This window comes from Amphritea sp. GJ51-11, from assembly GCF_055808735.1.
This window is the reverse complement of record NZ_CM147881.1, coordinates 402,658-426,863: the sequence shown is the minus strand read 5'-3', so window position 1 is coordinate 426,863 and position 24,206 is coordinate 402,658. Positions and strand designations below refer to the sequence as shown.

Genomic DNA, 24,206 nt, shown 5'->3' with positions numbered 1-24,206 from the left:
TGGGCTTTTTTTGGTTATGGGCAACTGCCTTTTCTCATAATAAATTCAGATTGTTTTAGCTATCAAATCGGCCTTAAGAAGCCCTCCCTTTGTAAGGAGTTTTGCTGAAAAGTTAGGATTTCTTCTCGCTTTATAGGCAGATACAATCGCCTTTAACCCTTTTGCTTCCAACAGTGATATATTTATATCTGTATCCATTTCCGCTGCAAGTACAAAATCATCGGAGAAACTAGGTGCAACAATTAAAACTTGAGCCACACGCTTTCCATTCGACTCACAACGATTAACATAAGACTTAACTTGTCTAGAAGTTGTAGAATATTTTGAAAAATCTCCATTTTTATGTGACTTAACTTCACATACAATGACATCATCTCCACCTAAGGATACGATAATATCAGCCTTATCTTTAGCTGTATTGATTTGTTTTCGCAACTCTTCATCAACAATCAATCCAAGAATTTCAAGATTTGTTCGTGTTATCTCTTCAAATTTAAGCCCTAATTCCGCCTCCTTAATATCAATACCCACTGAGGATAACCCAGCCAGATCACGAGAAGCCAATAACTCATAATATTCAATCAATTTATCATTTGCGCTAGCATAGCTTTCCAGAATAACTACACGCGGATTACCACGCTTTGAAAGTTTCATACCATCACGAATAGCTCTAATTTCATCATTAGTATAAAGATATAAAATATCTAAAGGAGAAACACCTAATGATCGAAGGCGTTCAGGATCTAAAGACTCTGTCGATTCAATTTCAAATTCTTCACGAATACGCTCAAGAGCACTAGGCTCTGTTTCTTTCAACGCTGTTATTAATTCGCCAAATCCACTGGCACTTAATAAATTAAACTCAGCATCAGCATTATTTTTAAATGCAGATATTAGTACATCTATCCTTTCACCTAGCTTACTTCCAAGCTTATCAACAGGAAGATTTAACTCTTCAATTAAAACTTTTAATCGTTCTTTTCTCTCGTTCACTTTCTCTTCATTAAATATATCCCTAGCTAAAATATTTCTAATAGATATACCTGGATGAGAAATCCACTTTATTTTGTCTTGTCTAGCCGTACCTCGTGATTTTTCACCATGCTTACGCAAAACCATGGATAATTCAGCATCTGAAAGTGAACGTAGCACTCTCATTGCATATTTGTCGGCAATTTCTTTATTTTGAATCACTCGGAGCAACTCGACAATTTCATCTGCAACCAGCACCTCTGATTTACGCTTATCTATAAAAATAACGCCAAGCTCTCTCAAACTATTTAATGCTTCTTGAACATTATTGTTAGGCACTGGTACTTGAATATGCTCAACAGCAAAAGCTTCATTTTTAGACATTCCCAACCGGTCTGACAGAACATTCAAAATAGTACGTTCATCATCAGTCACTTTTGCTTCTCTATTTAAACGAAGATCATTTTCATAGGCCGTTTTAAAACAATCCCGATATATAGAAAAGCGCTGACCTCGAGTATACTCATCCACACCTTCTGACTCGTCAATTTCAGTTGATATATCTTCAGCAATTTTAGCCAGCCTATTATGTTCCTTAATATATAAGGACTCGATCCATGATTGCCGAGCAATACTATTTCCATCTCGAGAAAGAATATTTACTAAAAGAGAAACCTGAGGTCCACCTAATGAGATTTATTCCCGAATATAGTCACAAAAATAATCAGAAACCGCATTGAATAATTCAGTTATTTCACTACCTGATGCACTTTTTAATTGCCCATCAGTCGTTAACTGATGTTCAAGTGCGTCATCCTCCTTTATTACCTCAGTACGTATTCTATCTAAACAGCTCACAAATTTTGATCGTTCTACTTGATTAATTTGAGATAATACTTGACTTAATTTCATGCCGATCTCCATATGTGACACGTCAATTTAATAATTGGATGAAATATTACCCCTTAGTGACTAATAACTTTTGAATTCCCATCTATTTCCTTCGCCAACATCATCTTCAGTACGTCCGTTTTATAGGCGTATTGCGCAGGGATTCGCAGGAGCGGGAGCTTTGATTGTTTGCAGATTTTCATCAGCAGCTCGTCGCGTTTCTGCCGATGTTTCTGGTTGTGGCTTTTATCGTCGAGTTCGATGGCAGCGACAGGAGTTAGATCGTCAGTTTTGCAAATAACAAAGTCGAAATGTTTAGCACTGATAGCATTAAAGGCTTTCTGCCACTGACTACGGTTACGGCTCGGCTGCGGCTCCAACACGTCTGCAACACGAACTTTGCCGAACACCTGATGTTGATCACTATCGATGGCTTTTAATAACACACCATAGAAGGAACGCTCCGCGGGGGTGAACAACGGGCCGCATTGACGATAGCCTAGCGCTTCGGGTATACCCAACGTCGCGGAGGGTACTAAATCCATAGCCTCGGGCAACGCCTCAGCCGTGTCTTTACGCCCTGTTCGCTGCTGTTTTTTGCTCATCGCGATAAACAAAAACACGCCGAGAATAAGAAATAATAAGATAAAAAACTTCATCGTTAACAATCCTTACAGCTATACATGGAGACGGGGGTATTATTATCTTCAAACATCATGACCCGGCCACCTTTATACTGACATTAACCATTTCGCTACCCTGATCTGACTTGAATACACTCTTATTTAAGGCGCTTGCGCGCAACGCAACACCTGGAACAAAATATCTATGCTATGGGCCTCCACAGACTTTATCTCGTTCATAGACATCAATATTTTTATGGGTACGGGCGGCTTTAATAGTGAGCATGGCACAGCGTTGCCGCTGTTTAGCCTCTTCATCGATCTCGGTTGCACGATTAACTTTTGCGACAACCGGCTGATAGCTAGCAGCAGCATCGCAGTAAAGGCGCTTATAATTTGAGTAATCGGGTGTCCGGTTGGGGTGCTGTGCTAATGTTTGGCAGGTTTCTCTAAAGAACTGACTCGCCGCCTCAGTACACGCAGAATAATCTAATAGATCACCTTTCAGTGGCAGGCAGACGCTATTAGGCCGCAGCCGCCATAGTTGATATTGGAAACTCACCGGTTGATTACGGTATTCGACAACGATCGATTTAAGTTCTGTCCCAACACCATCCGAGAGAGGCTGAGAGATAAGTTTGCCTAGTGACAGGATGAAGCGCTCATAGGAATCGCTCAACACATCCGCACCAGCGATACCCGGCAGCAACAAACTACCGACAAGTAACAACAAAACACAATGACGTTTGCGATAAACAGCGATGGGGATTTTCAGATAACGAACGATGAGCCACGTACACCGGCTCTCAAAAAAAGCATCCATGTTATATCCATTTGCATAGGCGCGATGCGCTGCTTGGCCGTCCTGACCAACTACATGATTGCACAGGCAATCTGGTGACGAGTTATGTTGTACAAACCCTGAATGTACTCTGCTAGTACTCTTCTCTCAACCCTGAGGCAAAATTAAGGCCGATAACTGGCACCTATGTATGCCGCTTACTGGCGTTTGCGAGCGACTCACAAGCGCCGAAGCCTCTAGCGAATCGCAACGCGTCCCTAGGTTTTAAACTGGCCAACCTTGGTGTTTAACTCTGCCGCCAGTTTTGACAGCTCATCGCTGGCGATCGACAATTGCTGGGCGCCTTCCGATGAGCCTTGGGCAGAATCGTTAATCGCTACCAGTGAACGGTTGATGGCTTCGGCTACACTGGTTTGTTCTTCACTGGCCGAGGCGATATGGGTATTCATATCGGTAATCATACATACCGCAGCAGATATACCCTGCAACGCATTGCCCGCCTCTGCCGCTTTCCCACCGGTCTGCTCTGCTTCTGCCTGGCTCTGTTCCATCGCATTGACTGCCGAGCGGGTATCCACCTGTAAACGTTCAATCGCGGTCTGAATCTCTGTTGTTGATTGTTGAGTACGCAGGGCTAAGGTACGAACTTCATCAGCAACCACCGAAAAACCCCGACCTTGATCACCAGCTCGGGCTGCTTCAATGGCGGCATTAAGCGCTAGCAGGTTGGTCTGATCAGCTATCTCTTTAATCACATTGATGATTGAATCGATATTTTCGCTATTCTTTTCCACCGCGCAAATACGTTGGGACACCTGTGCGACATTGCCAATCAAACTGTTGGTAGAGGCAACTGCCGCCGAGACAATCCCATTGCCCTGATAAGCCTGTTCCTGCATTAGTTTCGTCTGACTATCCGCCTGTTCTGCACTTTTTGCCACCTCTTGGGAAGTTGATACCATTTGGTTCATGGCACTCGCAACCTGCTCAATTTCCATCCGCTGGCTACCGATGCTTTTATTAGTCTGATCGCTGATTGATGACATCTCTTCGGCGGCGGAGGCCAGTTGCAGCGCTGCACTACTGATACCACCAATTAACAGACGCTGATGGGCCAGCATTTGATTGAAATTTTCAGACATTTTGCCCAGCTCATCTGAACTGTTCACCTCAACTGTGGCGGTAAGATCGGACTTTTGAGCAACCTCATTCATAGCAAAACGGAGTGCATCCAGCGGCTGCCGGATTGAACGATACACCAACAATCCGAGCAACGCTAAGAGCACCATTAAGCAGGCGCCCAACACCAACATAATAGTTAATGAGGTTTTATACACCGCTTGCACGTTACTTCGCTCTTCGGCCGCAATCTGTAATTGCAGATTAATGAGCGTCGAAATTTTATCACTGATCGGATCGATATCTTTATACAACGGGCCATCATAAGCATCTAACTGGCCCTTAATATTGCCTAAACCAACCTGTTTGATGCCCATTTCAAGCTTATCTAATGAGCGATCAGCCACCACAAAGAGTTGCTCCGCATCATTTGCCATCTGTAGCTCGTCATCGGTTAGAGTGTGCGCCCGATAATCCTGCCATTTCCCAGTAATGGTTTTTCGCGCAGTCTGAATCCCCTGCAAGGCTTCAGCACCGGTTAAAATACCGGCATTTGCCTTATTAACCGCATCAATCACCAACACCGCATACTCATCGGCAATCACTTTTAAATCTTTCAGCGGTAGTACACGCTCTTCATAGATACGATCAACGCCATCGTTGGCGCTTTGGAGTTGACTGAGTGAGGTGGCGATGATAATAACAATACCAAGCACCGGAAGAATGGTGGTAAGCATGAGCTTACGGCGAATAGATAGACCCTTTAAAAGCATAGACAGCTCCGCAGACCCAACCTATACCAGAAGGCCTGACTTAAGACGGGCTCGGATTCCAACAAACCCTAAATTCAATAGCTAAGATATTCCCTATCGGTGTCGAACTCCCTGATAGGTATCATATAATGTTTCCTTGCCACTACAATCAATGATTTACCCAATTTGATGTTATAGGACAGACGGAATCACCCATGGCTCCCCCCTAGCTCTAATTTCTGGCTAAAATCCATTAAAATCAATAAGCTAATAAAGACCTTACAGCAAAAACCCGGCACAAAGGCCGGGTTTGGATAGATCGCAAAAGATACCATCGATTAACGACGTTAAGACCCAATGATTAGGGGCGAACGGTACAAACAGCGCTCTTCAAATTTAGGCTCAGGCCGAGGTATCCAGCAGGATACCGGTGGTAGAACTCTCTTGGCTCTGAAACAGTGAAATCAGCTCATCAAAATTAACTGAGCCATCTTCATCAAAAATCGAAGCAACCGCTTCTTCACCAAACTCTTCGGTCAACTTTAACTGCAACTCTTCACTGGATATCATCCCCTGAGGAGGTGGCGGCGGTGGCGGAGCCATACCCTGGGCTTCACCTCCGTTGCCTGGGGCATTGTTGGCTAACAATGACGTTAATTCATCAACATCAATAGAGCCGTCCTCAGCCAGTACCGAAGAGGCATCGTCGCCAAAACGCGAGGTCAAATTAGCGACCAGTGTTTCCGCATCGACACTACCTTCTTCGACAGCGTTTACCATTTGTTGGGCGAGATCTTCAGGTGAAGGAGGTTTTCTCATCTCCATCATTGAAGTACCGCCCGCCTGAATACCGGTAATACTCATAGCGTTCTCCTTGCCGATTAATATGATTTAAAGCTATCGGAATTTGCAAAGGATATACCGGAAAAAACACTTGGCGCTGATTTATCCTTACTTCTATGGCGACTTTGCACTTCTTAACAACGACTTAACCTAACTTAACAAAACTTAACATTCATGCCTTATCGGCACGCCTCAAACAGCGAACAAACCCTTTAAAATCGGGCGATAGCCCCATATTGGCACAAACTCAGCGGCCATTATTTGCCGCTTGATATTGATCAATATCGCAACAGATGTGGCACATAATTTCCTTTAGGCAGCCTATAAAGCGATTCAATAAACCTAACGATCGACAAACTTTCCGTTTCAGGATTCCCCCGCTGTTAATTTTAGCCTACACTGGAATTCATGAAGCACATTGACAGCATCACCTCACCTCAACCCACCCGCACGAGCCAATATGGCTTCGCGCTGATGCTGTTGTTGGTGTTGATAGCGATGCAAAGCCGTGGACTGGCACTCGAACCCCTTGCCTCTCAGCTATTATCCGTCAATGAAAGTATTTCCGAGCAGATGTTATTACCCGCCACCAACGGCGATAACGATCAACCCTGCCTGCTAGTTTCAACCACTAATCATACGTTACGGTTCAATCCCCCCACAGAACAGCAAGAAAACCCGTTTCACCCCTCCAACCCTCGTTGGATAGCCCCCAGCACAAGAGCCCCACCCGTTTTTAGCTAATTTTCACATCACTATTTTATCTAATTGATGACCGCCATTAAGGCAGGATGATGCTATGAATAATTACAATGAATTAAAAACGATTCTACTCAATGCTTCCGACCATATCGCTAGTCCAAAGGAACTGCACGAATACACACTCGACACCCCAGCCATCGAAGTGGTAACTGATTTCGAGAAAGTACAACCACTGATGATGGAGCAGGATGTCTCAATCGATGAAGCCCGACAGATGATGCGTAAAGTGCATGTTCGCTCGGTATTGGTCATCGATAAAGATGAAAACTTTCGCGGACTGCTCACCATTGCCGATCTGGAAAGCCGTTCGGCCATGAGTATCGCCACCTCCGCAGGACTGAAGCGGCACGATATCTCTATTAAAGAGGTAATGACTCCCCGTGATCGCTTACATGCCATACCGCTATCGGAAGTAAACCATGCCTCTATCGGCGACCTGATGCGTACCTTACAACACACCGGCACCCCACATATGCTGGTAGTGGATAGCGCGAAGCATCAGATACGCGGTGTCATTTCATCCAGTGATATCGCTCGTCGCCTGAAGATACCGGTCGAAATTTCCAAGCGGGCGGCGCATTTCCGTGAGGTTGTCGATGTATTGTTTGCGGGCCGAGATACTTGAGAAAAGCCGAGACAATCAATAAAGCCAAAAAACACCAGTTGAAGGGGCTACTGTTCGGGGTGATGTCCGAATAGTAGTAAAGCAAGCCACGACCAACTGAAGTGAATGGCTTGCCTATCAAAGCCCGGTTCTGATACCGGGCTTTTTATTATCGATTTAGCACAACCTCAGTTAATCTTAGTCACCAGTCGTTCGCTAATATCTAGCTTAGCTCACGCCCTTGGCGAGCTATCTCTTGCGGCCAACTACAAACAACCTTGTTACGGCCACTACGTTTCGCTTCATACAACATCCTATCAGCGGTCTCAAATAAACAACTGCGATCACCATTAAGACGGGGCTGTACACAGGCAACCCCGGCGCTGATCGAGAGAAAGTGCCCCGCTTCAGCCCCCGGATGGGTAATTGAAAGGTCGAGTACTGCACGCAAACAATATTGGGCAATATCATAGGCTGATTCTCGCCCGGTATCGGGCAGCAATAAGACGAACTCTTCGCCCCCATAGCGAGCAATAAAGTCGGTTGAACGGGTAGCAACACCCTGCAAGGCTTTAGCCACTGACTTGAGACCTTCATCACCTAAGAGGTGACCGAAGCGGTCGTTATAATCTTTGAATTGATCAATATCGACAACAATCAGCGATAAAGGCGCATCATTACGTACCGCATGAGCCCATTCCCGCGCTAACGTCTGATCATACAAACGCCAATTGGCAACACCGGTCAAACCATCTTGAAACGACAGCACCTCCAGCTTTTTATTCGCTCGCTGAAGGTCATCCTCTAACGCTTTTCGATCTGAAATATCAAATACAAACCCGATAAGTGCTTTGATCGCACCATCGTCTTCGCGCACAACATGCACAACATCCCGCACCCAGACACTCTCACCCGTTGCGGTTAGAGCCCGATAATCCAGTTCATAGTCATCAAAACGGCTCGATGCGATACAGTCGTTGATGCACTTTTCTCGGTCATCTTCATGGATACGATTAAGCCAATCATTCTCGGTGACCCAACTGTCTTGAGGCCAACCTAACAGGGCCTCGATCTGCGGCCCAATGTATTCAAAGGTTTTTGTTTCCCAGCATACCCGCCAAGGAATCGCCTTAGTCGACTCCAGTAACGTTTTGTAGATATCATCTTGTTGGTCATTCACGCTATCTAACTCCTTGAAGCGTATGAATCTAAAGGGCTATTATCCACCCCTAGCATAAGCAACAAACTTATTTTACGACCATGCTAGCCGTTAAATATAACGTACTGATATCAAGATTCCACTATTCATTAACCAATCTGATAAATGTATCCATATAAACTAAATGCCGAAAACAATAATGATGCTAATTAGCGACGATTCGCCCGTAAGCGATACTGCAGTCTGACAATAACAGCAGCTCACACACTCAAACTGATGTTCCTCTCATCAGCAACACGCTGATCGCTGCGCTATTCAGGCCGCCTGTGCTATTCTCCCAACCCGGTTAAACTATGCGATTAAGGTTAACCTTCACTATCTACGGAGCACGATTGTGGACTACGATTTCACCCACGATATTTATGGCGCATACTGTGCTGAGTTTTCGATGGGCCATGAAGCCCTAGGTTACTGGCTGACCTATGAACTCAGAAGCCGCCAGCCCGTTATTGCCGAATTATTACGTATCACCACCGAGCTGCAACAGCAGCAACGGCGCGAATATCTAATGGAAGGGTCGGAATATAATCTGGTACTCAATCAAGATGAAGCCATCGTCCGTGCCCATGCGCTGGATGCATACGATGACACCGAAGAACCGGAAGACAATCTGGTGTACTACGATCAAGAATCGACTGCCTGCTGCGGACTCGATGACTTTATCGAGATCTTACAAGGCTGGCAGCAGTTTACCGCGCCGGCCTAACCGGATGCTGACAAAGCCAGGCCAATAAAACCCGTTATAGCAACCCGGCGCGAATCAGATCAAAGCATTCCATAATTCGCGCCAGATACTGATCTTTAGGGCGGAAGCTATTGCTACTTTGCTGGAGCATATCCTGCTCCATATGCCGAAGCATCTTATTCAGACGATAACGGTGCAGCCCCAATGCGGCCTGCACTGGGTCGGAGATCACCCCACTCAAAGCAGCCCCCGCCGACAACACCGCCAAAACGCCTGCGATCGTTGCCAAAGTAATAGTCAGCGACGGCGAAGGGGGAAAAACACTGTAATAGAGGTTGCCTAGGGTTTCACCCAAAAGAAAGTCTCGACTGGCTAGCTGGGTACTGATCATACTCGCCAGCATCAAACCGATACCTATACCACCGGGGGTAAACTTCTGAAACGCGAACGCCCCCAATACCGTGCATGACAATGTGTTAGTAATATCCGCCGAAGCGGTGCGGGTCACCCGATACTGTGCCAAGGCATCCTCAATAATGGGCTCCGCCTGACGATGAAAGTGAGCAATATCGACACAGACATCACTCTGCTGCTGATATAACTCACGTAACGCCTCCGCAATATACCAACTCAACGAGGCATCCGGCTGGTTATGCTGCAGTAAATCACGCAGCACTAATTCACTGATATGGGTTTGCACCTGAGTGGTAAAGCCAGCGGGAAAACGCCCGAACAAACGGTGTAGCCAGCCCAACCGCGCAGAACGCCCGACCAAGAAACGCAGCAGGCTAACCAAGGCAAACAATGGGGCCCAAAAAAGATTAATCGGGGCGCGCAGAATATCCAAGCCAAACGCCACCCGATTGGTTTCCAGCGCCGCTGGATATCGAAAGTGTGTAGCAACAAAGCTCGGCACGCGGCTACGACAATCGCTGAAGTAGGCGCGAATCCCTTTCAGTACCGCTTGCTGAATAGCTTGCTGTCGTTGAGCCTGGCTTTCAGCCACAATCTTTGGAAGTTGCATATCGCCCTAACATCTAGAAACCTGACACATCTTATTCACGCACACGGCCCAAACCGAGCAGTTAAGACCGAGAAAAAACACAAAGGTTTCCCCGCTTTATATCAATTTGAGTAGTTTAACGACTTAAGATGACAAAAACACAGCCACTTTCAGGTTCATTTCAAGTTAGTCATCAATACTGGCCCTGCATTCGATAAGGATTTTCTTATTCCAGCACCTTAGCAGTGCGTTTAATAAAGACCTTACGAGCACACTCATTAGCAATTTAATTACCCACTCTCATTAACTTTGAGCCAAAAGAGTGGCTACTCAACCAGAGGAAAAACAATAATGAACTCCAATCTGAAAAGTGGTTTATCCGGTGCGGCTATCGCCGTTGCAGCCGCAGGCCTAGCAGGCTGCATGGGCGCAACTGCCGCCACCAGCACCGCCCCAATGACCAGCGGTGATACCGTTGAACTTGGACATTGCTATGGTGTTAACTCCTGCCAGGGTCACAATGACTGCAAAACGGCGAACAATGCCTGTAAAGGACAATCCGCCTGTAAAGGTCAGGGCTTTGTTTCTATGCCATTAAAAGCCTGTACTGATGCCGGCGGAACCGTGCGTGATGACTGGCGCGATCAAATTGCTAAAGCAGAACTCACTCAGTGTTTTGGTATTAATGTCTGTAAAGGCCATAATGACTGTAAAACAGCGGAAAATGCCTGTAAAGGACAGGGTTCTTGTAAAGGCACCGGCTTTGTTATGACCACCGAAAAATCTTGTGACGATATCGGCGGTACAACCAAGTAAGTTAAGCCTATCACTCACACAGTGACTCACCGCTAAACCAGTACTATCAGTATGAACGCCCTCCGGGGCGTTCGACTTTCTCTGCAGGAGATCTCATGACCAACCATTATTTAGGTTTCGGACTGGGCTTAAGAACCCCACATTTTCAGGATGTGCTGGATACTCACCCCGAGGTAGATTGGTTTGAAATCATCTCAGAAAATTTTATGGTCGCCGGCGGTAAGCCCAAGTATTACTTACAAGCCATCCGTGAACGCTACCCGATGGTTATGCATGGGGTATCCCTGTCGATTGGCTCTACCGAACCCTTGGATAAAGATTACCTACAACGGCTGAAACAATTAGCCAATGAAGTACAGCCGGAATGGATATCAGATCACCTCTGCTGGACCGGACTCGATGGCATCAATAGCCATGATCTACTGCCCATGCCCTATACCGAAGAGGCCATCAATCATATTGCCGAACGCATTATGCAAGTGCAGGACAACCTTGGTCGACAGTTATTACTGGAAAATGTCTCCAGCTATCTAAGCTACACCGATTCGGCCATGAGTGAATGGGCGTTCTATAACGAAATTGTCGAGCGAGCCGACTGCCTTATGTTGCTGGATATAAACAATGTCTATGTCAGCAGCCGTAACCACCATTTTGATGCTGAGGCCTACCTTGATTCGATCAACCCCGCACGGGTTAGACAGTTTCATTTAGCCGGACACAGCGATTACGGCACCCATGTTATCGACACCCACGATCACGATATTTGTGACCCCGTTTGGCAGCTTTACCGCCAAGCACTGCAACGTTTTGGCCCCGTTAGCACCATGATCGAACGGGATGATAATATTCCCCCACTCAATGAGCTGCTTGACGAGCTGAATATTGCCCGTCAAATCGCCGCTGAAACCCTCGATTTTCAACCACCAATACGCGAGGTTGCCGGCTGATGACATCATCCCTACATCAACGCCAGCAGCAGATGATGCAGGCACTACTTAACGGCAGCGATGAGATTACTCAGTACATCCATAGCGATGATCAACTCAATGCCGAGCAACGCTTGTCGATCTATCAAAGCGGTTATCGTATCCGCCTACGGGAAGTGATCGATAATGATCACCCCGTGTTAGGTCGTTATCTCGGGGATGAACTGTTTGATCAACTAAGCCAAGGTTACATCGATGCCGCGCCTAGCGCCTATCGGTCATTGCGCTACTATTGTGATCCCCTACCAGATTATCTACGCCATGATGCGTTTTTTAGTCAGCATCCCCAGATTGCCGAATTAGCACGATTTGAACGCTGCTTACTAACCGCCTTTGATGCCGCCGACCGCGATACAGTGACGGCAACCACGCTGCAGCAGACGCCACAGGAACACTGGCCCACGCTGCAACTGCGATTTCATCCAAGCCTGCAACTGTTTAACACCCCGTTCAATGTCGTCGAGATTTGGCAAGCCCTGAAAATGGAACGACAACCCCCGGATCCATTGCCACAGCCTGAATGCTGGGTCGTTTGGCGCAACCACGAAAGACTCACAGAGTTTCGTTCCGCTGAACCGTTAGAGCAGGCATTGTTGAATTGCTTTCTGCATGGTGGTGATTTTTCACAAGCGGCAGAACTGGTTGCCGCCCAGGTGAATGAAAACGCCGCAGCCGCGGAACTATTAACGATATTGTTTCGCTGGCTCGAACTAGGCTGGATACATCAACTGAATCACGGCCAAACACCACATTTAGATATTGTTTGAAGGGAGATCAGCGTACCCCCAATAAAGGGTTACGCTGTATATGAGAGAATCTGCTGTTAACTTGAACCTTTAAGTGAAGCCATTAACCGTTAGCACTGCCTAACGGACGGATCTTAATGACCATCCCTTCACTGGCGTAAACCTCAACCTGAGTTCCAGCAACGAGTGTGGCCTCAGCTTCCGCTTTCCATAGCGTATCGCCGACCTGCACTCGTCCTTGACCGTTATCTAGGTTTTGCGCCAAGACAAACTTACGCCCTATCAACTGCGCCGCCCGATCATTCAACAACGGCTCATCAGTGTGCCGGTTAAAGGAGCGAAACACACGCCAATAGAGTACCGTAAAGCCGATGCCCAGTAGGGCAAACAATAGCAACTGATATGACCAGCTATCGATCATACCCAGCGCAACCGTCCCCGCCACCACTAAGCTCGCCACGGCCAAACCGATCAAAAAACCGGAGGCCCCGAGCATTTCCAGAATCAATAATACCGTGCCAAGAATCAGCCAGTGCCATTGGGTCAAGGTATTAAACCAATCAGCCATCGTTAATCTTTCGCTTTGGTGGGTTTGAGCAATTCAGAAATTCCGCCAATAGAGCCGATCAAACTGCTAGCTTCCAACGGCATCATGACCACTTTGCTATTCTCGCCTTCGCCAATCGCTTGTAACGCTTGGGTATATTTTTGCGCCACAAAGTAATTGATCGCTTGCTGATTACCTTCACTGATCGCTTCAGAGACCACCTTAGTAGCCAAGGCTTCTGCTTGCGCTTCACGCTCCCGTGCCTCAGCATTCAAAATTGCCGCCTGAAGGTCACCTTCTGCCCGTAAAATCTCCGCCTGCTTCTGGCCTTCGGCCACTTTAATTGCCGCTTCCCGCTGACCTTCGGCCACCAGAATCGTCGCCCGTTTATCCCGCTCGGCTTTCATCTGGTTACCCATGGAATCAACCAAGTCCTGAGGCGGTGAAATATCGCGAATTTCGATACGCGTCACCTTAATACCCCAAGGGTCGGTCGCTTCATCGACCTTACCTAGCAACTTAATATTGATGGCATCCCGATTAGATAACATCTCATCAAGTTCCATTGAGCCTAACACTGCACGGATATTCGTCATCACCAGGTTACGCATCGCCCGAGGCAGATCATTCACCTCATAAGCGGCCTTACCGGCATCAAGTACCTGAAAAAAGCACACCGCATCAGTCGTAACCATTGCGTTATCAGAACTGATCACTTCCTGTGGTGGAACATCCAACACCTGCTCCATCATGTTTTGTTTTGAGCCTACCGCATCAACAATCGGAATCAACAGGTGCAAACCCGGATGTAATGACCGGGTAAAGCGACCAAACCGCTCAACCGTCCAACAATGACCTTGGGGAACCATTTTCACGCCGGCAAAAATCAACGCCAACGCAAAAATCACAATCACAACAATTGAAATTTCAAATCCATACATCAGTATTCTTCCTTACATTCACACAGAAGTAGGCCTTTAAACAAACAGCAGCCAAAACACCCTTAATATACGCGATTCATATGCTGACAGCGATGTTTGTCTTGGCTAAGATTTTAGCCATCGGCAGGAACACCAGACGCACGTTTGCCTGTATTTTCCGCTTTAAGATATTGCATCATCAATATACGATCTTCGGCAATACGCGCCATCGCTTCCTGTTCCAGCGCCCAATCTTCATCTAATAAGCTATGTTTGAGCAACAGCGACAATTTTTGCAGCTCAAAAAACAGATCAAATAATCCATTGAGCTGATGTCGGTAGATGTAAGCCTTTTGATTGAACAGTGTTTTACCGTAGCTCTCTTTGCTCTCGATATAAGCAGGCGTCCAATGACGGTTACGAAAGAGAACAAAACCATTAGAATCTTGCGCCGCTTTAAACTGCTGATACTGAGTCACAAGCTCATCGCTAATCGTCAGATACTCACCGACGATATGACGTACAAATACTTGAGGGTCTGCCGCATCAATCAGCAATACTGGCTTCTTTTGCTCGGGCTCAGCGTCATTACAACCGGATAACAGTAACACCGAACTACTGAGTAACAGCGCCATAAGGGCTGCGATCCATCGCCTATTGATACGTTTCATCTGTGCCTTTCAACCTTGAGCTAACTTAATGTGCCCACTATCGTTTAATAAACCAAACCCTGAATCATTAACGTTTCAAATGAGAAAAAATGGTCGTGATCTGTTCGCTAAGACTCTCGGGGTTACGGCTGGTTTTCATATAGATCCGCAAACCGATCATCTGTACTTGCAGATGCCTGGCCAAAATACGTGGATTCGCATGTTCAGCAATCTCGTTTTGATCTTTCGCTTGCTGCAGAATATCAGCAAAACGATCCTCGGTACGTTTAAGCAGTTCCCGTGATAAGGCCATCAGCTCCGGGTGATCATCACCCACCTCCGTCAGCGTCTTAACCAACATACAGACTTCACTGGGGTTTGTATTGCACTGGTCGATCACCACATTGCGGAAAAACATCTCAAGGCCCGCCAAAGGGGAACCCGTACTAGCGATCCGCTGTGCTAATACATCGGCCATCTCTTTGGAATAACAGACTAACGCTTCGCGATAGAGTTGCTCCTTACTACCAAACGCAGCATAGATACTGCCCGGTCGCATATCGATCGCCTGCTGCAGATCTCGAGTAGAGGTGCCATTATAGCCTCGCTCCCAAAACAGCAACATTGCCTTATGAATCACGTCTTCTCGATTGTATTTTGCTACATTTGCCATCGCGGCACCTTTAAACTGGACCTGTGATCAGATATTAATCTGAACAGTTGTTCAAAATCAATCTTTATCCCTAACCCGTGCCCCCTTAAATCAGCCGATAGGGATCAGCTCCTACCTTAACAACAGGTCGAGACAATACAATCGTTGCCATAACCATTGAGTGGATAGTTGTGAAGTACAAGCATTAAATGCACGACAAGTAGAGCTCTTTATGGGGAATAAAGAAAGAGGCAACCATTGCCCGTTGATGATTACCAGCCTGAGGCTACCAACAATGCGCTTATTTCAGGCACTAAAAAGGCCGCGCTATGCGGCCCCTTTGTGATTCAATCATGCTGTTCAGACCAGCAATTACTTCTTGCCGTCTTCGTTCATGAGTTTGCGAATTTTGATAAACGCCCAGATCATGGTGCCAGCCATTGCGGCAACTCCTAGCAAACTAGGCCACAGCGTTTCGAACGTATACGGATCCATAACAGTTACCTTTTTTGTGTTTCAACCTTAAGACTGATATTACTCCTGATATCCGAAGAGAATATTGATATAACTCAATAAGTACTCTCATAACTGATTTTACCGATCATCTATACCTTTAACGCCGTCCCACACTGCGCCGACATAATTATCTGATGCCGAGCCTATACAGTATTTCTTTAGAACCATCACCTCACAGCTATATAACCGCTAGGCCAGCAGTACTTACACCAAGACTGATATCAATACTTAATAGCACCACACCAGGCTGAGTTCTACCCCGGTAAAACAGCCAATCCCTTGGTGCAGGTGCTAGGCCCATCCTTCTTCCTCGTGAGAAACCAATCCTCCAGATAACAATACAGAGTATAGAAGACGCTTAAATAGATAATGAATAATCATAATTCTCTTACGATAGTTAAAACCATCCATTTACGCTGTAGGTATTGATAAATACAATCACGAAAAAAAATAAAAATATCTTTTAAAATCAGCAACTTAAACAACAAAAATACCATCCTGGAAAGCTATCACAAAATCACAAAAAAATCCTTAATAAACAATGAGTTAAAAACTAACGAATATCCTTATAAACTTTTGATAAATCAAAAATTATTATATAATTAACTTAATCTATTTTTAACATCACTAAAGAAGGTATTGATGATGCAAGAAAGAGAAATTAAGCTCCTATTTAAAGCGGGCGTGTTTGATTCCTGCCAGGCGGCACCGGTCTCTATTGCTCGGGGTTGGCGTCTAAAATTCATTACAAAACAGAACGAAGTGCTAACGCTGGATCTGCAACGTTCACGTAAAGAACGGGAATTTAAGAGCCTCGATGGCGCGGCGGCGGTGGCTCGACGTATCGGCTTTGAATGGCTGAATGTTCAAATTGGCGATATGGAATGGCAAGAAAAGGTATAAGTAAGACAGATAACAGCCCAGATCACCGAGACAGAAGCATCGGCGTAGTAATGATCTCAGCATATAATGCCAAAAGGATGATGACAGGCGGGATGGTGCGCGGCACTTCAGTCGATGATCGAAAGAAGCACCGGTGCATTAATGCATCGAGATAACGATGGCGAGGTTATTTGCCACCTAAGGCAGCGTCTATTTTCTGATCTGTTTTATATTGGCTCAGAGCATAAACAGACCAAATAGCGGCGGGCAGCCAACCAACAATCGTTATTTGTAGCAGCAGGCAGATAATGCCAGCAAAGGGTCTGCCAATGGTAAAAAATTGTAACCAAGGTAACAGCAGCGCTAACAGTAGTCGCATAGTCTATGTTCCTCTTATCTATTAACTAGGGGAAAGCGTATCAGCTGGCTTGCAGCTCGGCCTCTGTCGCATCACGTACAGAGATAACCTCGACTTCAAAGTCCAGTGTCTGGCCAGCAAAAGGGTGATTGGCATCAATCGTCACTTCGCCTTCTTCAGCGTCGATCTGCATAATGGTCACCAGTTGCGGCTCGCCATCTTCGCCCTCAACCTGACACAGCATGCCTTCATGGATGTCATCAAATCCGGCAAAAGATTCGGCATCGATAATGCTCACTCGCTCTTCATCCCGCTCGCCGTAACCCTGTTCAGGGGCGATGGTGACACTAAACTTATCCCCAACAGCGCGGCCTTCCAACGCCGTTTCTAAGCCAGGGATAATTTTCCCCCTGCCCTGAATATACGGCAAAGGTTCGCCATCACGGGAGCTATCAACCACCTCTTTGGCAGCGTTATACAGGGCATAGTGAATCTCGACATAGCAGTTGTTACTGATATTCATTTAAATAGTTTCCATCGTTAATAGTCCAGTCAGCCACGCACCGATCGATTCAATCTCGGCCACACACAGACCGTGATCAACCGGCCAGCTATGCCACTGGGGCTTATAGTCTAACTGTTGCAATAATTCATTGGCTTGTTGGCCAAGCACCATCGGCACAACATCGTCAGCCGTACCGTGATGAATCGCAATGGCGATCCCTTGGTTAGCCGTACTGCGATGCTGTGCTATTAATTCCGCCGTTGCGACATAGGTTGAGAGAGTGAGCAAGCCCGCCAACCGCTGTGGAAAACAGAGCGCGGTATGATAGGCCACGGCTCCGCCCTGAGAAAAACCAGCGAGGACGATCTTATTCGCCGGAATACTCCGGGCAATTTCCCGCTCAATTAGACGGTTTATCTGACTGACAGACTGCAACAAGCCATCAACATCGATCTTGCGCTCCAGCTTCATTTCCAGAATATCGTACCAAGCAGGCATCTCCCAGCCTCCATTGACGGTAACCGGCTGCACCGGGGCATTGGGGAAGACAAAGCGCACCGGCAGGTTTGCCGGCAGCTTGAGTGCCGGAATTACCGGCTCAAAATCATGGCCATCGGCGCCCAGCCCATGTAACCAGATAACACTGGCAACCGGCGGCTGGGGCGGTTCAACTTCAACGCAGGATAAGAATTGTTCAGTCATGTTATTAATATTCCGTTAGCACTTAAGGGGCGAGTCGATCGATCTGCCACTGACCATCCATCAGCGTGTAGCTGAAGCGATCATGTAAGCGGCTTTCCCGCCCCTGCCAGAATTCAAAACGACTGGGTATTAAACGATAACCTCCCCAACATTCAGGGTAAGGAATATCACCATCGGGATGTTGCTGCTGCAGTTCAACGACCGCTTGTTCAAGGCTTTCTCGACTGTCGATCACCGAGCTTTGATGGGAGATAGCGGCACTCAGGCGACTGCCGACGGGGCGCTCATTGAAATATTTACGACCCTGTTCAGGTGACAGTTTCTCTACCCGCCCCTGGATACGGATCTGCCGCTCAAGACCATACCAGTAGAACATCAGCTCCGCTTGAGGGTTTTCTGCGAGATGCTGGCCTTTATGGCTACGATAATCGGTATACCAAGCAAAGCCGTCCGCACCAAAATGTTTCAGCAACACAATACGCGCCGAAGGCATCCCTGACGCACCGGCGGTCGCCAGCGTCATGGAAGTCGCATCATCGGGACGATATTCGGTGGCCGTCTGCATCCAGTCTGCAAATTGCTGTACCGGATCGGCCGCCAAATCTGACCGGTTAAGAGGGTGCGCCACATATTCACGGCGCAGGGCTTTAAAATCACCCTGATCGGATTGACTCATAGATAACCTGACAATTAATTCATACGAATGGATCATCTGCGCTAGCGGGCGGATATCACAACACAACCGCAGACCCTTTAGCCGTTATAATACTGCACAATGGCGCCAACATCACGGAGATCCGCCCCGTAAGACATCACCGTAAAAACTCAAGGCGACTCGCTCTTAGCCACAGCATAGCGAACCCTAACGCCGCGATTTGAGACAGTTAATTTAACGATTCAACGCTGCCACCATTTGACTATGGGTTGCAGCCACAAATCTGGCATACTCTGAGTTCTGTTTTTCGGCAACGGTTTATATCGCAATGCATGGCACACCTGAACAACTGATCGCTTGTCACGAATGTGATCTGCTGATGGAACGGGTCGCAAACCAACCCAACGAGGATATTATCTGTCCCCGCTGCCATGCCCGTATCTATTACACCACCATCAACAGCATTGAGCGCCTATTAGCACTATCAATCGCCGGCCTGATTTTATTTATTCCTGCCAATATTTTTCCTATTTTGAGCTTACAGGTGTTTGGTCAGAGCCAGAGTGAAATTATCTTTCAAAGCGCCTTATCCCTCTTCGATGGCGGACTGGTATTGGTGGCGCTGCTGATTTTACTGTTCGCTATTGTGGTGCCGCTATTTCAGCTAGTGATTTTGTTTTATATCAGCTTTTCCCTGCACTATCACCGGAGTGGCGGGCTGCTACGTCAAGCGATGCATGGTTATCAACATCTACGCGGCTGGGGCATGCTGGAGATCTTTCTGCTCGGCGTATTGATATCGATTATCAAATTGAAAGATATTGCCGATCTTGAAATTGGCCTAGGACTTTACAGCTTGGCTGCGTTGATTGTTATCACCACCCTCAGCAGTGTGTTTTTTAACCCTCACCAGATCTGGCACGAGATCGACCTATACCGGCAAAAGGCAGCGTCTAATGAGTGATCAACGACCGCAATTTAGGAGCGCCCGAGAGAGCGGTTATCTGCTCTGTATTGATTGTGAAAAACTCCACCCACTCAGCTTAGAGGGCGAGCATTGCGATCGCTGCGGTGCCCGACTGCACAGTAGAGTACCTAATTCGATGAACCTGAGCTGGGCGAGCCTCATTGCTGCAGTTTTACTATTCCTGCCGGCCAACCTGTTGCCCATTATGACCTTTAAATCCTTTGGTCAGGGCGAGCCGAGCACCATTCTGAGCGGCATTCTCCATCTACTAGATCAAGATATGCTGTTGATTGGCCTGATTGTATTGATCGCCAGTATTGTGGTGCCGGTATTAAAAATCATCGCCATGACTATTTTGCTGTGCACGGTGCAGTTTCGCTTGCAAACCAACTTACGACAGAAAACCCTGATGTTTCGCATCGTTGAGTGGATCGGACGCTGGTCAATGCTGGATATTTTTGTCATCGGCATCTTGGTGGCGCTGGTACAACTGGGTAATATTGCCCACATCGAAGGCAACGATGGGGCCACCGCTTTTGCGGTGGTCGTGTTGCTAACGATGTTTTCTGCTATCGTCTTTGACACACGATTGATTTGGGATAACGGCGTTACGGATCTACCCGCTAACGACGATCAAAAGGACACACCATGAGCACCTCTCAAACTGATAACACCCCCGCGACGCCGTTGGTCAAACGCCATCGCGCGCCTTCTGTGGTCTGGCTGTTACCCTTTCTCGCCGCCGTTATTGCCGGCTGGCTAGTGGTCAAAAGCTACCAAGATGCCGGGATCATGATCGAGGTTCAGTTTGAAACCGCAGAAGGGTTGGAAGCCGGCGTCACCCGGGTCATGTATCGCGGCCTCCCAGCGGGCATGATCAAAACGCTGAAGCTCAATGAAGATCTGAAGAGCGTCACCGCCATGATCGAAATGGAGAAAGAAGCGGCAGAGATTCTAGTGGAAGGCAGCCGCTTTTGGTTGGTCAAACCACAGATATCCCTCAGCGGCGTAAAAGGGCTGGATACCCTACTATCGGGTTATTACATTGAACTACAGCCCGGCAAAGGCAATGAGCGCTACAGTTTTATTGCTGACAATGAGCCACCGCCACCGCTGAAGAACCGACAGGGGCTTTACCTATCTCTGTTGGCCGATTCGGCGCAATCGATTCAGCGCGGCGCAAAAGTCTATTACCGTCAGGTTGAGGTCGGTGAAGTGATTAACTTCGGTCTAGCTAACAACTCCGAAGGGATTCGCATTGAGCTGTTTATAGAGCCAGCCTACCGCCACTTGATCACCGATAGTACGCGCTTTTGGAATGCCAGTGGTATTAGCCTGAAGGCTAACCTATCCCGTATCGACCTACGCTTTGGCTCATTAGCCGCCATTATCGCCGGGGGCATCAGTTTCTATACCCCACCGGGGGATGAGAGCAAACTCACGCCAGAGCATCAGTTCCACCTATTTCCTGACTTTGAAGCGGCGGAAGATGGCATCGTGGTCAATGTGAAGTTTCCAGCCCGCACCGATATACGCAAAGGCACTCGAGTCATCAGTGAAGGCATTCGTATCGGTCGCGTACAACATCTGCAGCTGAGCGAAGACTTGCAAACCCTCAACGCCCGCCTGCTTATCGATCCACGAGCCCGGCCACTGTTACGCGCCGGTAGCCAGTTCTGGTTGCCCACACCGAAGCTGTCGCTGAATCGTTTACAAAACATTGGCGATCTCATTCAAGGCGCGGCGATTGTTCTGCAACCGGGTAGTGGTGAAACGCAGTTTGATTTCACCGCCCTCAACAGCCCACCCGCCTATCGGCCAGGGATTGACGGATTGAATATTCGCCTAGAAAGCGACCGCTTAGGCTCGTTGGATTACGGCTCTCCAGTGATGTATCGCCAAATTCCGGTGGGTGAAGTGAGCGGCTATGAGCTGAGCGACGATGGTCATCACGTTATGATCTATGCCACCATCAAAGAACAGTACGCCTCACTGATCAAACACAACAGCCGCTTCTGGGAAGAGAGTGGTATTAAAGTCTCTGCCGGGGTCGATGGCGTGGAACTCGATAGCGGCTCGCTCAGCAGCGTCATTAACGGCGGCATTGCATTTTTCACCCCCGATACCGAAGACCAGAAAGCCGTCAAGCAGGAACACCCTTTCCACCTGTTCCGTAACTTCGATAATGCCAGCCAACAGGGCCGTCTGTTATATCGGGAAAACGCCGATAAACTCCCCCTGAGGGTCAAGGCCGATAGTCTCGGCTCAATTAGCAGCGGCGCACCGGTGCTGTATAAGCAGCTACCTGTGGGTACCGTCAGCCATTACGCTCTCGCTAAGGATGACAGTGTCATCATCCACCTACTGATCGATAAACCCTATCGCCACCTAGTCACCGATCAGAGTCGTTTCTGGAATGCCAGTGGCATTGACGCTAGCCTCAGCCGCAATGGCGTTAAAATTCACAGTGAATCGGTACAGACATTACTACGCGGCGGTATCGCCTTCGCTAATCTCAGCGACGGTGGCCATACAGCCAAGCCTCGCCAACTCTTTAAACTTTATAATCAACAACATAAGGCTCTACAAGGGGGGCCAGATATCACCGTCACCTTCCCACCCGGCCCCAATATCACCGTCGACGCCAAGGTCTATTTTAAAGGAGTGATCCTCGGGACTGTCGAGCAGGTACGACTGCTTGATAGCCAAGGCCGCGCTGAAACCCGTATCGCCCTTACCGAGGAAGGCCGTTTACTGGCCCGGCAAGGCACGCGTTTCTGGGTTGCCGCGCCACGCATAAACCTCTCGGGTATCGATTATCCCGAAACATTGATCGCCGGTAACCATATCGAAGCCCTGCCCGGTGATGGCGATCAACAACTCAGCTTTACCGGACTAGCCGAAGCCCCCGCGACCCGAAACTTACCCGGACTCAATATTGTCTTGCAAACACAGCAGCTCGGTTCTATTGATATTAATAGTAATATTTACTTCCGTGGGATGCCGGTCGGTTATGTTTCGGGATATGAACTCAGCGACGATAACCAGAGCGTAAAACTGTTTGTTAATATCAAACCGCGCTATCAATCGCTGGTCAGCAAAAACAGTAAATTCTGGAACATCGGCGGTATTGATGCAGAATTTGGCATTTTTAAAGGATTAAAAGTGGAAACAACCAATTTGGAAAGCTTGGTACAGGGAGGCATCGCCTTTAGCACCCCAGCCAAAAACAATCAGCCCGTCAGTTCTGGCTTTCAATTTGAGCTTTATGAGCAGGACCCTGACCAGTGAAGCCCATTAAATTACTACAGCTCAGCCTAGTAACGGTATGCCTATTACAAGCCGGCTGCGCCACTAACTCGGCGAATAACTTCAAACTGAGCCATCTGGCTAAAAGTGATATCGACAGTGTCACCGATATGCATATCCAAGAGGTTAGCAAACTCTGTCGCCAACTAACCATAAAACTGTATAAACGTAACCCTCGGGAGCTGGCCAAAGCACCACCAGGCACCACGGTAGAAAAACGTTTAGATCAAATTTTCAGTGATCAGCGCATTAAAGGCTTTGGCGAACTCAACGGTGCTAAAAGCACCGCCGCCATCTCACTGAGTTTTAATGAGGCATTTGAGGGTGACCGAGTGTTTGCTTTAATGGCGGGGATCAGCAGTATGCTGTATGCCGCCTATAACTATCAGGACGAGTTTTACCTACTCGATGAGATCGATCAGCAGAAACTGTATAACAGCGCCCGCAATTTAGAGACCGTCTCTTGGCAGCTGAATAACCGTAAAGATGATCGCGGCGAACGTTATATTCTTAGTAATGGCTTAGGCACAAACGGCATCCGCAACCTCAGTTATGAACGACTATTTGGTAAGATGATCAGCCTGCAGGATATGATGGCCCTGCTCATTGCCGATACAACCAACCGTAATATCACCCGGGTGGTGCAAAGCGCTGCCTCGATGACCTTCTTGCCCATCTGACGCTAATCGCCGGGGCGGGCTCATTTGAGCCAGCACAACG

At 47.5% G+C, this 24,206-nt stretch carries 28 protein-coding genes; 11 read left to right on the top strand and 17 right to left on the bottom strand.

From position 1 onward, the window contains the following. Window positions 1-45: 45 nt before the first annotated feature. From AC0L4K_RS01770 to AC0L4K_RS01745, 6 genes are all read right to left on the bottom strand, one after another. Window positions 46-1,503 (bottom strand): hypothetical protein, encoded by a 1,458-nt coding sequence (locus AC0L4K_RS01770; protein WP_473268015.1) that lies wholly within the window; start codon window positions 1,501-1,503, stop codon window positions 46-48. Between the two features lie 165 nt (window positions 1,504-1,668). Continuing rightward, the gene (locus AC0L4K_RS01765; RefSeq protein ID WP_473268014.1) at window positions 1,669-1,884 is read right to left on the bottom strand and encodes a hypothetical protein; all 216 of its coding nucleotides are present in this window, start codon (window positions 1,882-1,884) and stop codon (window positions 1,669-1,671) included. A gap of 53 nt (window positions 1,885-1,937) precedes the next feature. Next, window positions 1,938-2,522 carry a DUF2726 domain-containing protein gene (locus AC0L4K_RS01760; protein ID WP_473268013.1) on the bottom strand — a complete coding sequence of 195 codons (585 nt, stop codon included), beginning with the start codon at window positions 2,520-2,522 and terminating at the stop codon, window positions 1,938-1,940. 172 nt (window positions 2,523-2,694) lie between these two features. Further along, a complete protein-coding gene (locus AC0L4K_RS01755; protein ID WP_473268012.1) occupies window positions 2,695-3,309 on the bottom strand; it encodes a hypothetical protein in 615 nt (204 codons plus the stop codon). Between the two features lie 236 nt (window positions 3,310-3,545). Next, window positions 3,546-5,180: a methyl-accepting chemotaxis protein gene (locus tag AC0L4K_RS01750; RefSeq protein ID WP_473268011.1), complete on the bottom strand. Its 1,635-nt coding sequence runs from the start codon at window positions 5,178-5,180 to the stop codon at window positions 3,546-3,548. Between the two features lie 381 nt (window positions 5,181-5,561). Beyond that, a complete protein-coding gene (locus AC0L4K_RS01745) occupies window positions 5,562-6,023 on the bottom strand; it encodes a hypothetical protein (protein WP_473268010.1) in 462 nt (153 codons plus the stop codon). Between the two features lie 387 nt (window positions 6,024-6,410). Here AC0L4K_RS01745 and AC0L4K_RS01740 point away from each other — a divergent pair, with 387 nt between their 5' ends. Further along, window positions 6,411-6,746: a hypothetical protein gene (locus AC0L4K_RS01740; protein WP_473268009.1), complete on the top strand. Its 336-nt coding sequence runs from the start codon at window positions 6,411-6,413 to the stop codon at window positions 6,744-6,746. A gap of 55 nt (window positions 6,747-6,801) precedes the next feature. Further along, a complete protein-coding gene (locus AC0L4K_RS01735) occupies window positions 6,802-7,389 on the top strand; it encodes a CBS domain-containing protein (protein WP_417225104.1) in 588 nt (195 codons plus the stop codon). A gap of 202 nt (window positions 7,390-7,591) precedes the next feature. On the opposite strand, the gene AC0L4K_RS01730 is transcribed toward AC0L4K_RS01735, so the two are convergent. Next, entirely contained in the window at window positions 7,592-8,548 is a 957-nt protein-coding gene (locus AC0L4K_RS01730; protein WP_473268008.1) for a diguanylate cyclase, read from the bottom strand. A gap of 373 nt (window positions 8,549-8,921) precedes the next feature. Here AC0L4K_RS01730 and AC0L4K_RS01725 point away from each other — a divergent pair, with 373 nt between their 5' ends. Then, window positions 8,922-9,293: a YacL family protein gene (locus AC0L4K_RS01725; RefSeq protein WP_417225108.1), complete on the top strand. Its 372-nt coding sequence runs from the start codon at window positions 8,922-8,924 to the stop codon at window positions 9,291-9,293. A gap of 34 nt (window positions 9,294-9,327) precedes the next feature. Here the strand turns inward: AC0L4K_RS01725 and AC0L4K_RS01720 are convergent, their stop codons facing one another. After that, window positions 9,328-10,296, bottom strand: coding sequence for a DUF6635 family protein (locus AC0L4K_RS01720; protein ID WP_473268007.1), 969 nt, complete (start codon window positions 10,294-10,296; stop codon window positions 9,328-9,330). 330 nt (window positions 10,297-10,626) lie between these two features. Here AC0L4K_RS01720 and bufA2 point away from each other — a divergent pair, with 330 nt between their 5' ends. From bufA2 to AC0L4K_RS01705, 3 genes are all read left to right on the top strand, one after another. Next, on the top strand, window positions 10,627-11,091 hold the full coding sequence (gene bufA2, locus AC0L4K_RS01715; RefSeq protein ID WP_417225112.1) for a BufA2 family periplasmic bufferin-type metallophore: 465 nt from the start codon (window positions 10,627-10,629) through the stop codon (window positions 11,089-11,091). 95 nt (window positions 11,092-11,186) lie between these two features. Continuing rightward, window positions 11,187-12,038, top strand: a complete 852-nt coding sequence (gene bufB / locus AC0L4K_RS01710; RefSeq protein ID WP_473268006.1) for an MNIO family bufferin maturase — start codon at window positions 11,187-11,189, stop codon at window positions 12,036-12,038. Continuing rightward, entirely contained in the window at window positions 12,038-12,844 is an 807-nt protein-coding gene (locus AC0L4K_RS01705; RefSeq protein WP_473268005.1) for an HvfC/BufC N-terminal domain-containing protein, read from the top strand. Before bufB ends, AC0L4K_RS01705 begins: the two co-directional genes overlap by 1 nt. An 82-nt stretch (window positions 12,845-12,926) precedes the next feature. Here AC0L4K_RS01705 and AC0L4K_RS01700 read toward each other — a convergent pair whose 3' ends face one another. The 5 genes from AC0L4K_RS01700 to AC0L4K_RS01680 all read right to left on the bottom strand — a co-directional run bounded on the left by AC0L4K_RS01700 (window position 12,927) and on the right by AC0L4K_RS01680 (window position 16,087). Continuing rightward, complete coding sequence (locus AC0L4K_RS01700; protein WP_473268004.1) at window positions 12,927-13,391, bottom strand: NfeD family protein; 465 nt, start codon at window positions 13,389-13,391, stop codon at window positions 12,927-12,929. A gap of 2 nt (window positions 13,392-13,393) precedes the next feature. Continuing rightward, on the bottom strand, window positions 13,394-14,311 hold the full coding sequence (locus AC0L4K_RS01695) for an SPFH domain-containing protein (RefSeq protein ID WP_417225120.1): 918 nt from the start codon (window positions 14,309-14,311) through the stop codon (window positions 13,394-13,396). 113 nt (window positions 14,312-14,424) lie between these two features. Beyond that, window positions 14,425-14,961: a hypothetical protein gene (locus AC0L4K_RS01690; RefSeq protein ID WP_417225122.1), complete on the bottom strand. Its 537-nt coding sequence runs from the start codon at window positions 14,959-14,961 to the stop codon at window positions 14,425-14,427. A gap of 67 nt (window positions 14,962-15,028) precedes the next feature. Next, window positions 15,029-15,613, bottom strand: a complete 585-nt coding sequence (locus tag AC0L4K_RS01685; RefSeq protein WP_417225124.1) for a TetR/AcrR family transcriptional regulator — start codon at window positions 15,611-15,613, stop codon at window positions 15,029-15,031. A 351-nt stretch (window positions 15,614-15,964) separates the two neighbouring features. Next, complete coding sequence (locus AC0L4K_RS01680) at window positions 15,965-16,087, bottom strand: hypothetical protein (protein WP_417225126.1); 123 nt, start codon at window positions 16,085-16,087, stop codon at window positions 15,965-15,967. Window positions 16,088-16,750: 663 nt separating this feature from the next. On the opposite strand from AC0L4K_RS01680, the gene AC0L4K_RS01675 reads away from it, so the two are divergent. Then, entirely contained in the window at window positions 16,751-17,011 is a 261-nt protein-coding gene (locus AC0L4K_RS01675; RefSeq protein ID WP_473268003.1) for a hypothetical protein, read from the top strand. Window positions 17,012-17,177: 166 nt separating this feature from the next. Here AC0L4K_RS01675 and AC0L4K_RS01670 read toward each other — a convergent pair whose 3' ends face one another. From AC0L4K_RS01670 to pdxH, 4 genes are read right to left on the bottom strand one after another with little or no spacing between them, the layout of a single operon-like run. After that, on the bottom strand, window positions 17,178-17,369 hold the full coding sequence (locus AC0L4K_RS01670) for a YqaE/Pmp3 family membrane protein (protein ID WP_417225129.1): 192 nt from the start codon (window positions 17,367-17,369) through the stop codon (window positions 17,178-17,180). A gap of 40 nt (window positions 17,370-17,409) precedes the next feature. Continuing rightward, entirely contained in the window at window positions 17,410-17,871 is a 462-nt protein-coding gene (locus AC0L4K_RS01665; RefSeq protein WP_417225131.1) for an FKBP-type peptidyl-prolyl cis-trans isomerase, read from the bottom strand. Continuing rightward, window positions 17,872-18,555 carry an alpha/beta hydrolase gene (locus tag AC0L4K_RS01660; protein WP_473268002.1) on the bottom strand — a complete coding sequence of 228 codons (684 nt, stop codon included), beginning with the start codon at window positions 18,553-18,555 and terminating at the stop codon, window positions 17,872-17,874. Between the two features lie 22 nt (window positions 18,556-18,577). Then, window positions 18,578-19,231, bottom strand: coding sequence for a pyridoxamine 5'-phosphate oxidase (pdxH, locus tag AC0L4K_RS01655; protein WP_417225135.1), 654 nt, complete (start codon window positions 19,229-19,231; stop codon window positions 18,578-18,580). 307 nt (window positions 19,232-19,538) lie between these two features. Between pdxH and AC0L4K_RS01650 the strand changes: the two genes are divergently transcribed. From AC0L4K_RS01650 to AC0L4K_RS01635, 4 genes are read left to right on the top strand one after another with little or no spacing between them, the layout of a single operon-like run. Beyond that, complete coding sequence (locus tag AC0L4K_RS01650) at window positions 19,539-20,174, top strand: paraquat-inducible protein A (protein ID WP_417225137.1); 636 nt, start codon at window positions 19,539-19,541, stop codon at window positions 20,172-20,174. Then, window positions 20,167-20,829, top strand: a complete 663-nt coding sequence (locus AC0L4K_RS01645; RefSeq protein ID WP_417225139.1) for a paraquat-inducible protein A — start codon at window positions 20,167-20,169, stop codon at window positions 20,827-20,829. Before AC0L4K_RS01650 ends, AC0L4K_RS01645 begins: the two co-directional genes overlap by 8 nt. Further along, window positions 20,826-23,468 carry a PqiB family protein gene (locus tag AC0L4K_RS01640; RefSeq protein ID WP_417225141.1) on the top strand — a complete coding sequence of 881 codons (2,643 nt, stop codon included), beginning with the start codon at window positions 20,826-20,828 and terminating at the stop codon, window positions 23,466-23,468. The genes AC0L4K_RS01645 and AC0L4K_RS01640 overlap by 4 nt, the downstream gene beginning before the upstream one ends. Then, window positions 23,465-24,166, top strand: coding sequence for a hypothetical protein (locus AC0L4K_RS01635; RefSeq protein ID WP_473268001.1), 702 nt, complete (start codon window positions 23,465-23,467; stop codon window positions 24,164-24,166). The genes AC0L4K_RS01640 and AC0L4K_RS01635 overlap by 4 nt, the downstream gene beginning before the upstream one ends. Window positions 24,167-24,206: the final 40 nt, after the last annotated feature.

Excerpts from the sequence above, each read along its gene's own strand:
- pdxH (WP_417225135.1), bottom strand. The coding sequence starts at position 19,231 with ATGAGTCAATCCGATCAGGGTGATTTTAAAGCCCTGCGCCGTGAATAT.
- AC0L4K_RS01660 (WP_473268002.1), bottom strand. The coding sequence starts at position 18,555 with ATGACTGAACAATTCTTATCCTGCGTTGAAGTTGAACCGCCCCAGCCG.
- AC0L4K_RS01700 (WP_473268004.1), bottom strand. The coding sequence starts at position 13,391 with ATGGCTGATTGGTTTAATACCTTGACCCAATGGCACTGGCTGATTCTT.
- AC0L4K_RS01745 (WP_473268010.1), bottom strand. The coding sequence starts at position 6,023 with ATGAGTATTACCGGTATTCAGGCGGGCGGTACTTCAATGATGGAGATG.
- AC0L4K_RS01760 (WP_473268013.1), bottom strand. The coding sequence starts at position 2,522 with ATGAAGTTTTTTATCTTATTATTTCTTATTCTCGGCGTGTTTTTGTTT.
- AC0L4K_RS01685 (WP_417225124.1), bottom strand. The coding sequence starts at position 15,613 with ATGGCAAATGTAGCAAAATACAATCGAGAAGACGTGATTCATAAGGCA.
- bufB (WP_473268006.1), top strand. The coding sequence starts at position 11,187 with ATGACCAACCATTATTTAGGTTTCGGACTGGGCTTAAGAACCCCACAT.
- AC0L4K_RS01740 (WP_473268009.1), top strand. The coding sequence starts at position 6,411 with ATGAAGCACATTGACAGCATCACCTCACCTCAACCCACCCGCACGAGC.
- AC0L4K_RS01675 (WP_473268003.1), top strand. The coding sequence starts at position 16,751 with ATGATGCAAGAAAGAGAAATTAAGCTCCTATTTAAAGCGGGCGTGTTT.
- AC0L4K_RS01665 (WP_417225131.1), bottom strand. The coding sequence starts at position 17,871 with ATGAATATCAGTAACAACTGCTATGTCGAGATTCACTATGCCCTGTAT.
- bufA2 (WP_417225112.1), top strand. The coding sequence starts at position 10,627 with ATGAACTCCAATCTGAAAAGTGGTTTATCCGGTGCGGCTATCGCCGTT.
- AC0L4K_RS01645 (WP_417225139.1), top strand. The coding sequence starts at position 20,167 with ATGAGTGATCAACGACCGCAATTTAGGAGCGCCCGAGAGAGCGGTTAT.
- AC0L4K_RS01750 (WP_473268011.1), bottom strand. The coding sequence starts at position 5,180 with ATGCTTTTAAAGGGTCTATCTATTCGCCGTAAGCTCATGCTTACCACC.
- AC0L4K_RS01690 (WP_417225122.1), bottom strand. The coding sequence starts at position 14,961 with ATGAAACGTATCAATAGGCGATGGATCGCAGCCCTTATGGCGCTGTTA.
- AC0L4K_RS01640 (WP_417225141.1), top strand. The coding sequence starts at position 20,826 with ATGAGCACCTCTCAAACTGATAACACCCCCGCGACGCCGTTGGTCAAA.
- AC0L4K_RS01755 (WP_473268012.1), bottom strand. The coding sequence starts at position 3,309 with ATGGATGCTTTTTTTGAGAGCCGGTGTACGTGGCTCATCGTTCGTTAT.
- AC0L4K_RS01650 (WP_417225137.1), top strand. The coding sequence starts at position 19,539 with ATGCATGGCACACCTGAACAACTGATCGCTTGTCACGAATGTGATCTG.
- AC0L4K_RS01695 (WP_417225120.1), bottom strand. The coding sequence starts at position 14,311 with ATGTATGGATTTGAAATTTCAATTGTTGTGATTGTGATTTTTGCGTTG.
- AC0L4K_RS01765 (WP_473268014.1), bottom strand. The coding sequence starts at position 1,884 with ATGAAATTAAGTCAAGTATTATCTCAAATTAATCAAGTAGAACGATCA.
- AC0L4K_RS01705 (WP_473268005.1), top strand. The coding sequence starts at position 12,038 with ATGACATCATCCCTACATCAACGCCAGCAGCAGATGATGCAGGCACTA.
- AC0L4K_RS01670 (WP_417225129.1), bottom strand. The coding sequence starts at position 17,369 with ATGCGACTACTGTTAGCGCTGCTGTTACCTTGGTTACAATTTTTTACC.
- AC0L4K_RS01680 (WP_417225126.1), bottom strand. The coding sequence starts at position 16,087 with ATGGATCCGTATACGTTCGAAACGCTGTGGCCTAGTTTGCTAGGAGTT.
- AC0L4K_RS01720 (WP_473268007.1), bottom strand. The coding sequence starts at position 10,296 with ATGCAACTTCCAAAGATTGTGGCTGAAAGCCAGGCTCAACGACAGCAA.
- AC0L4K_RS01735 (WP_417225104.1), top strand. The coding sequence starts at position 6,802 with ATGAATAATTACAATGAATTAAAAACGATTCTACTCAATGCTTCCGAC.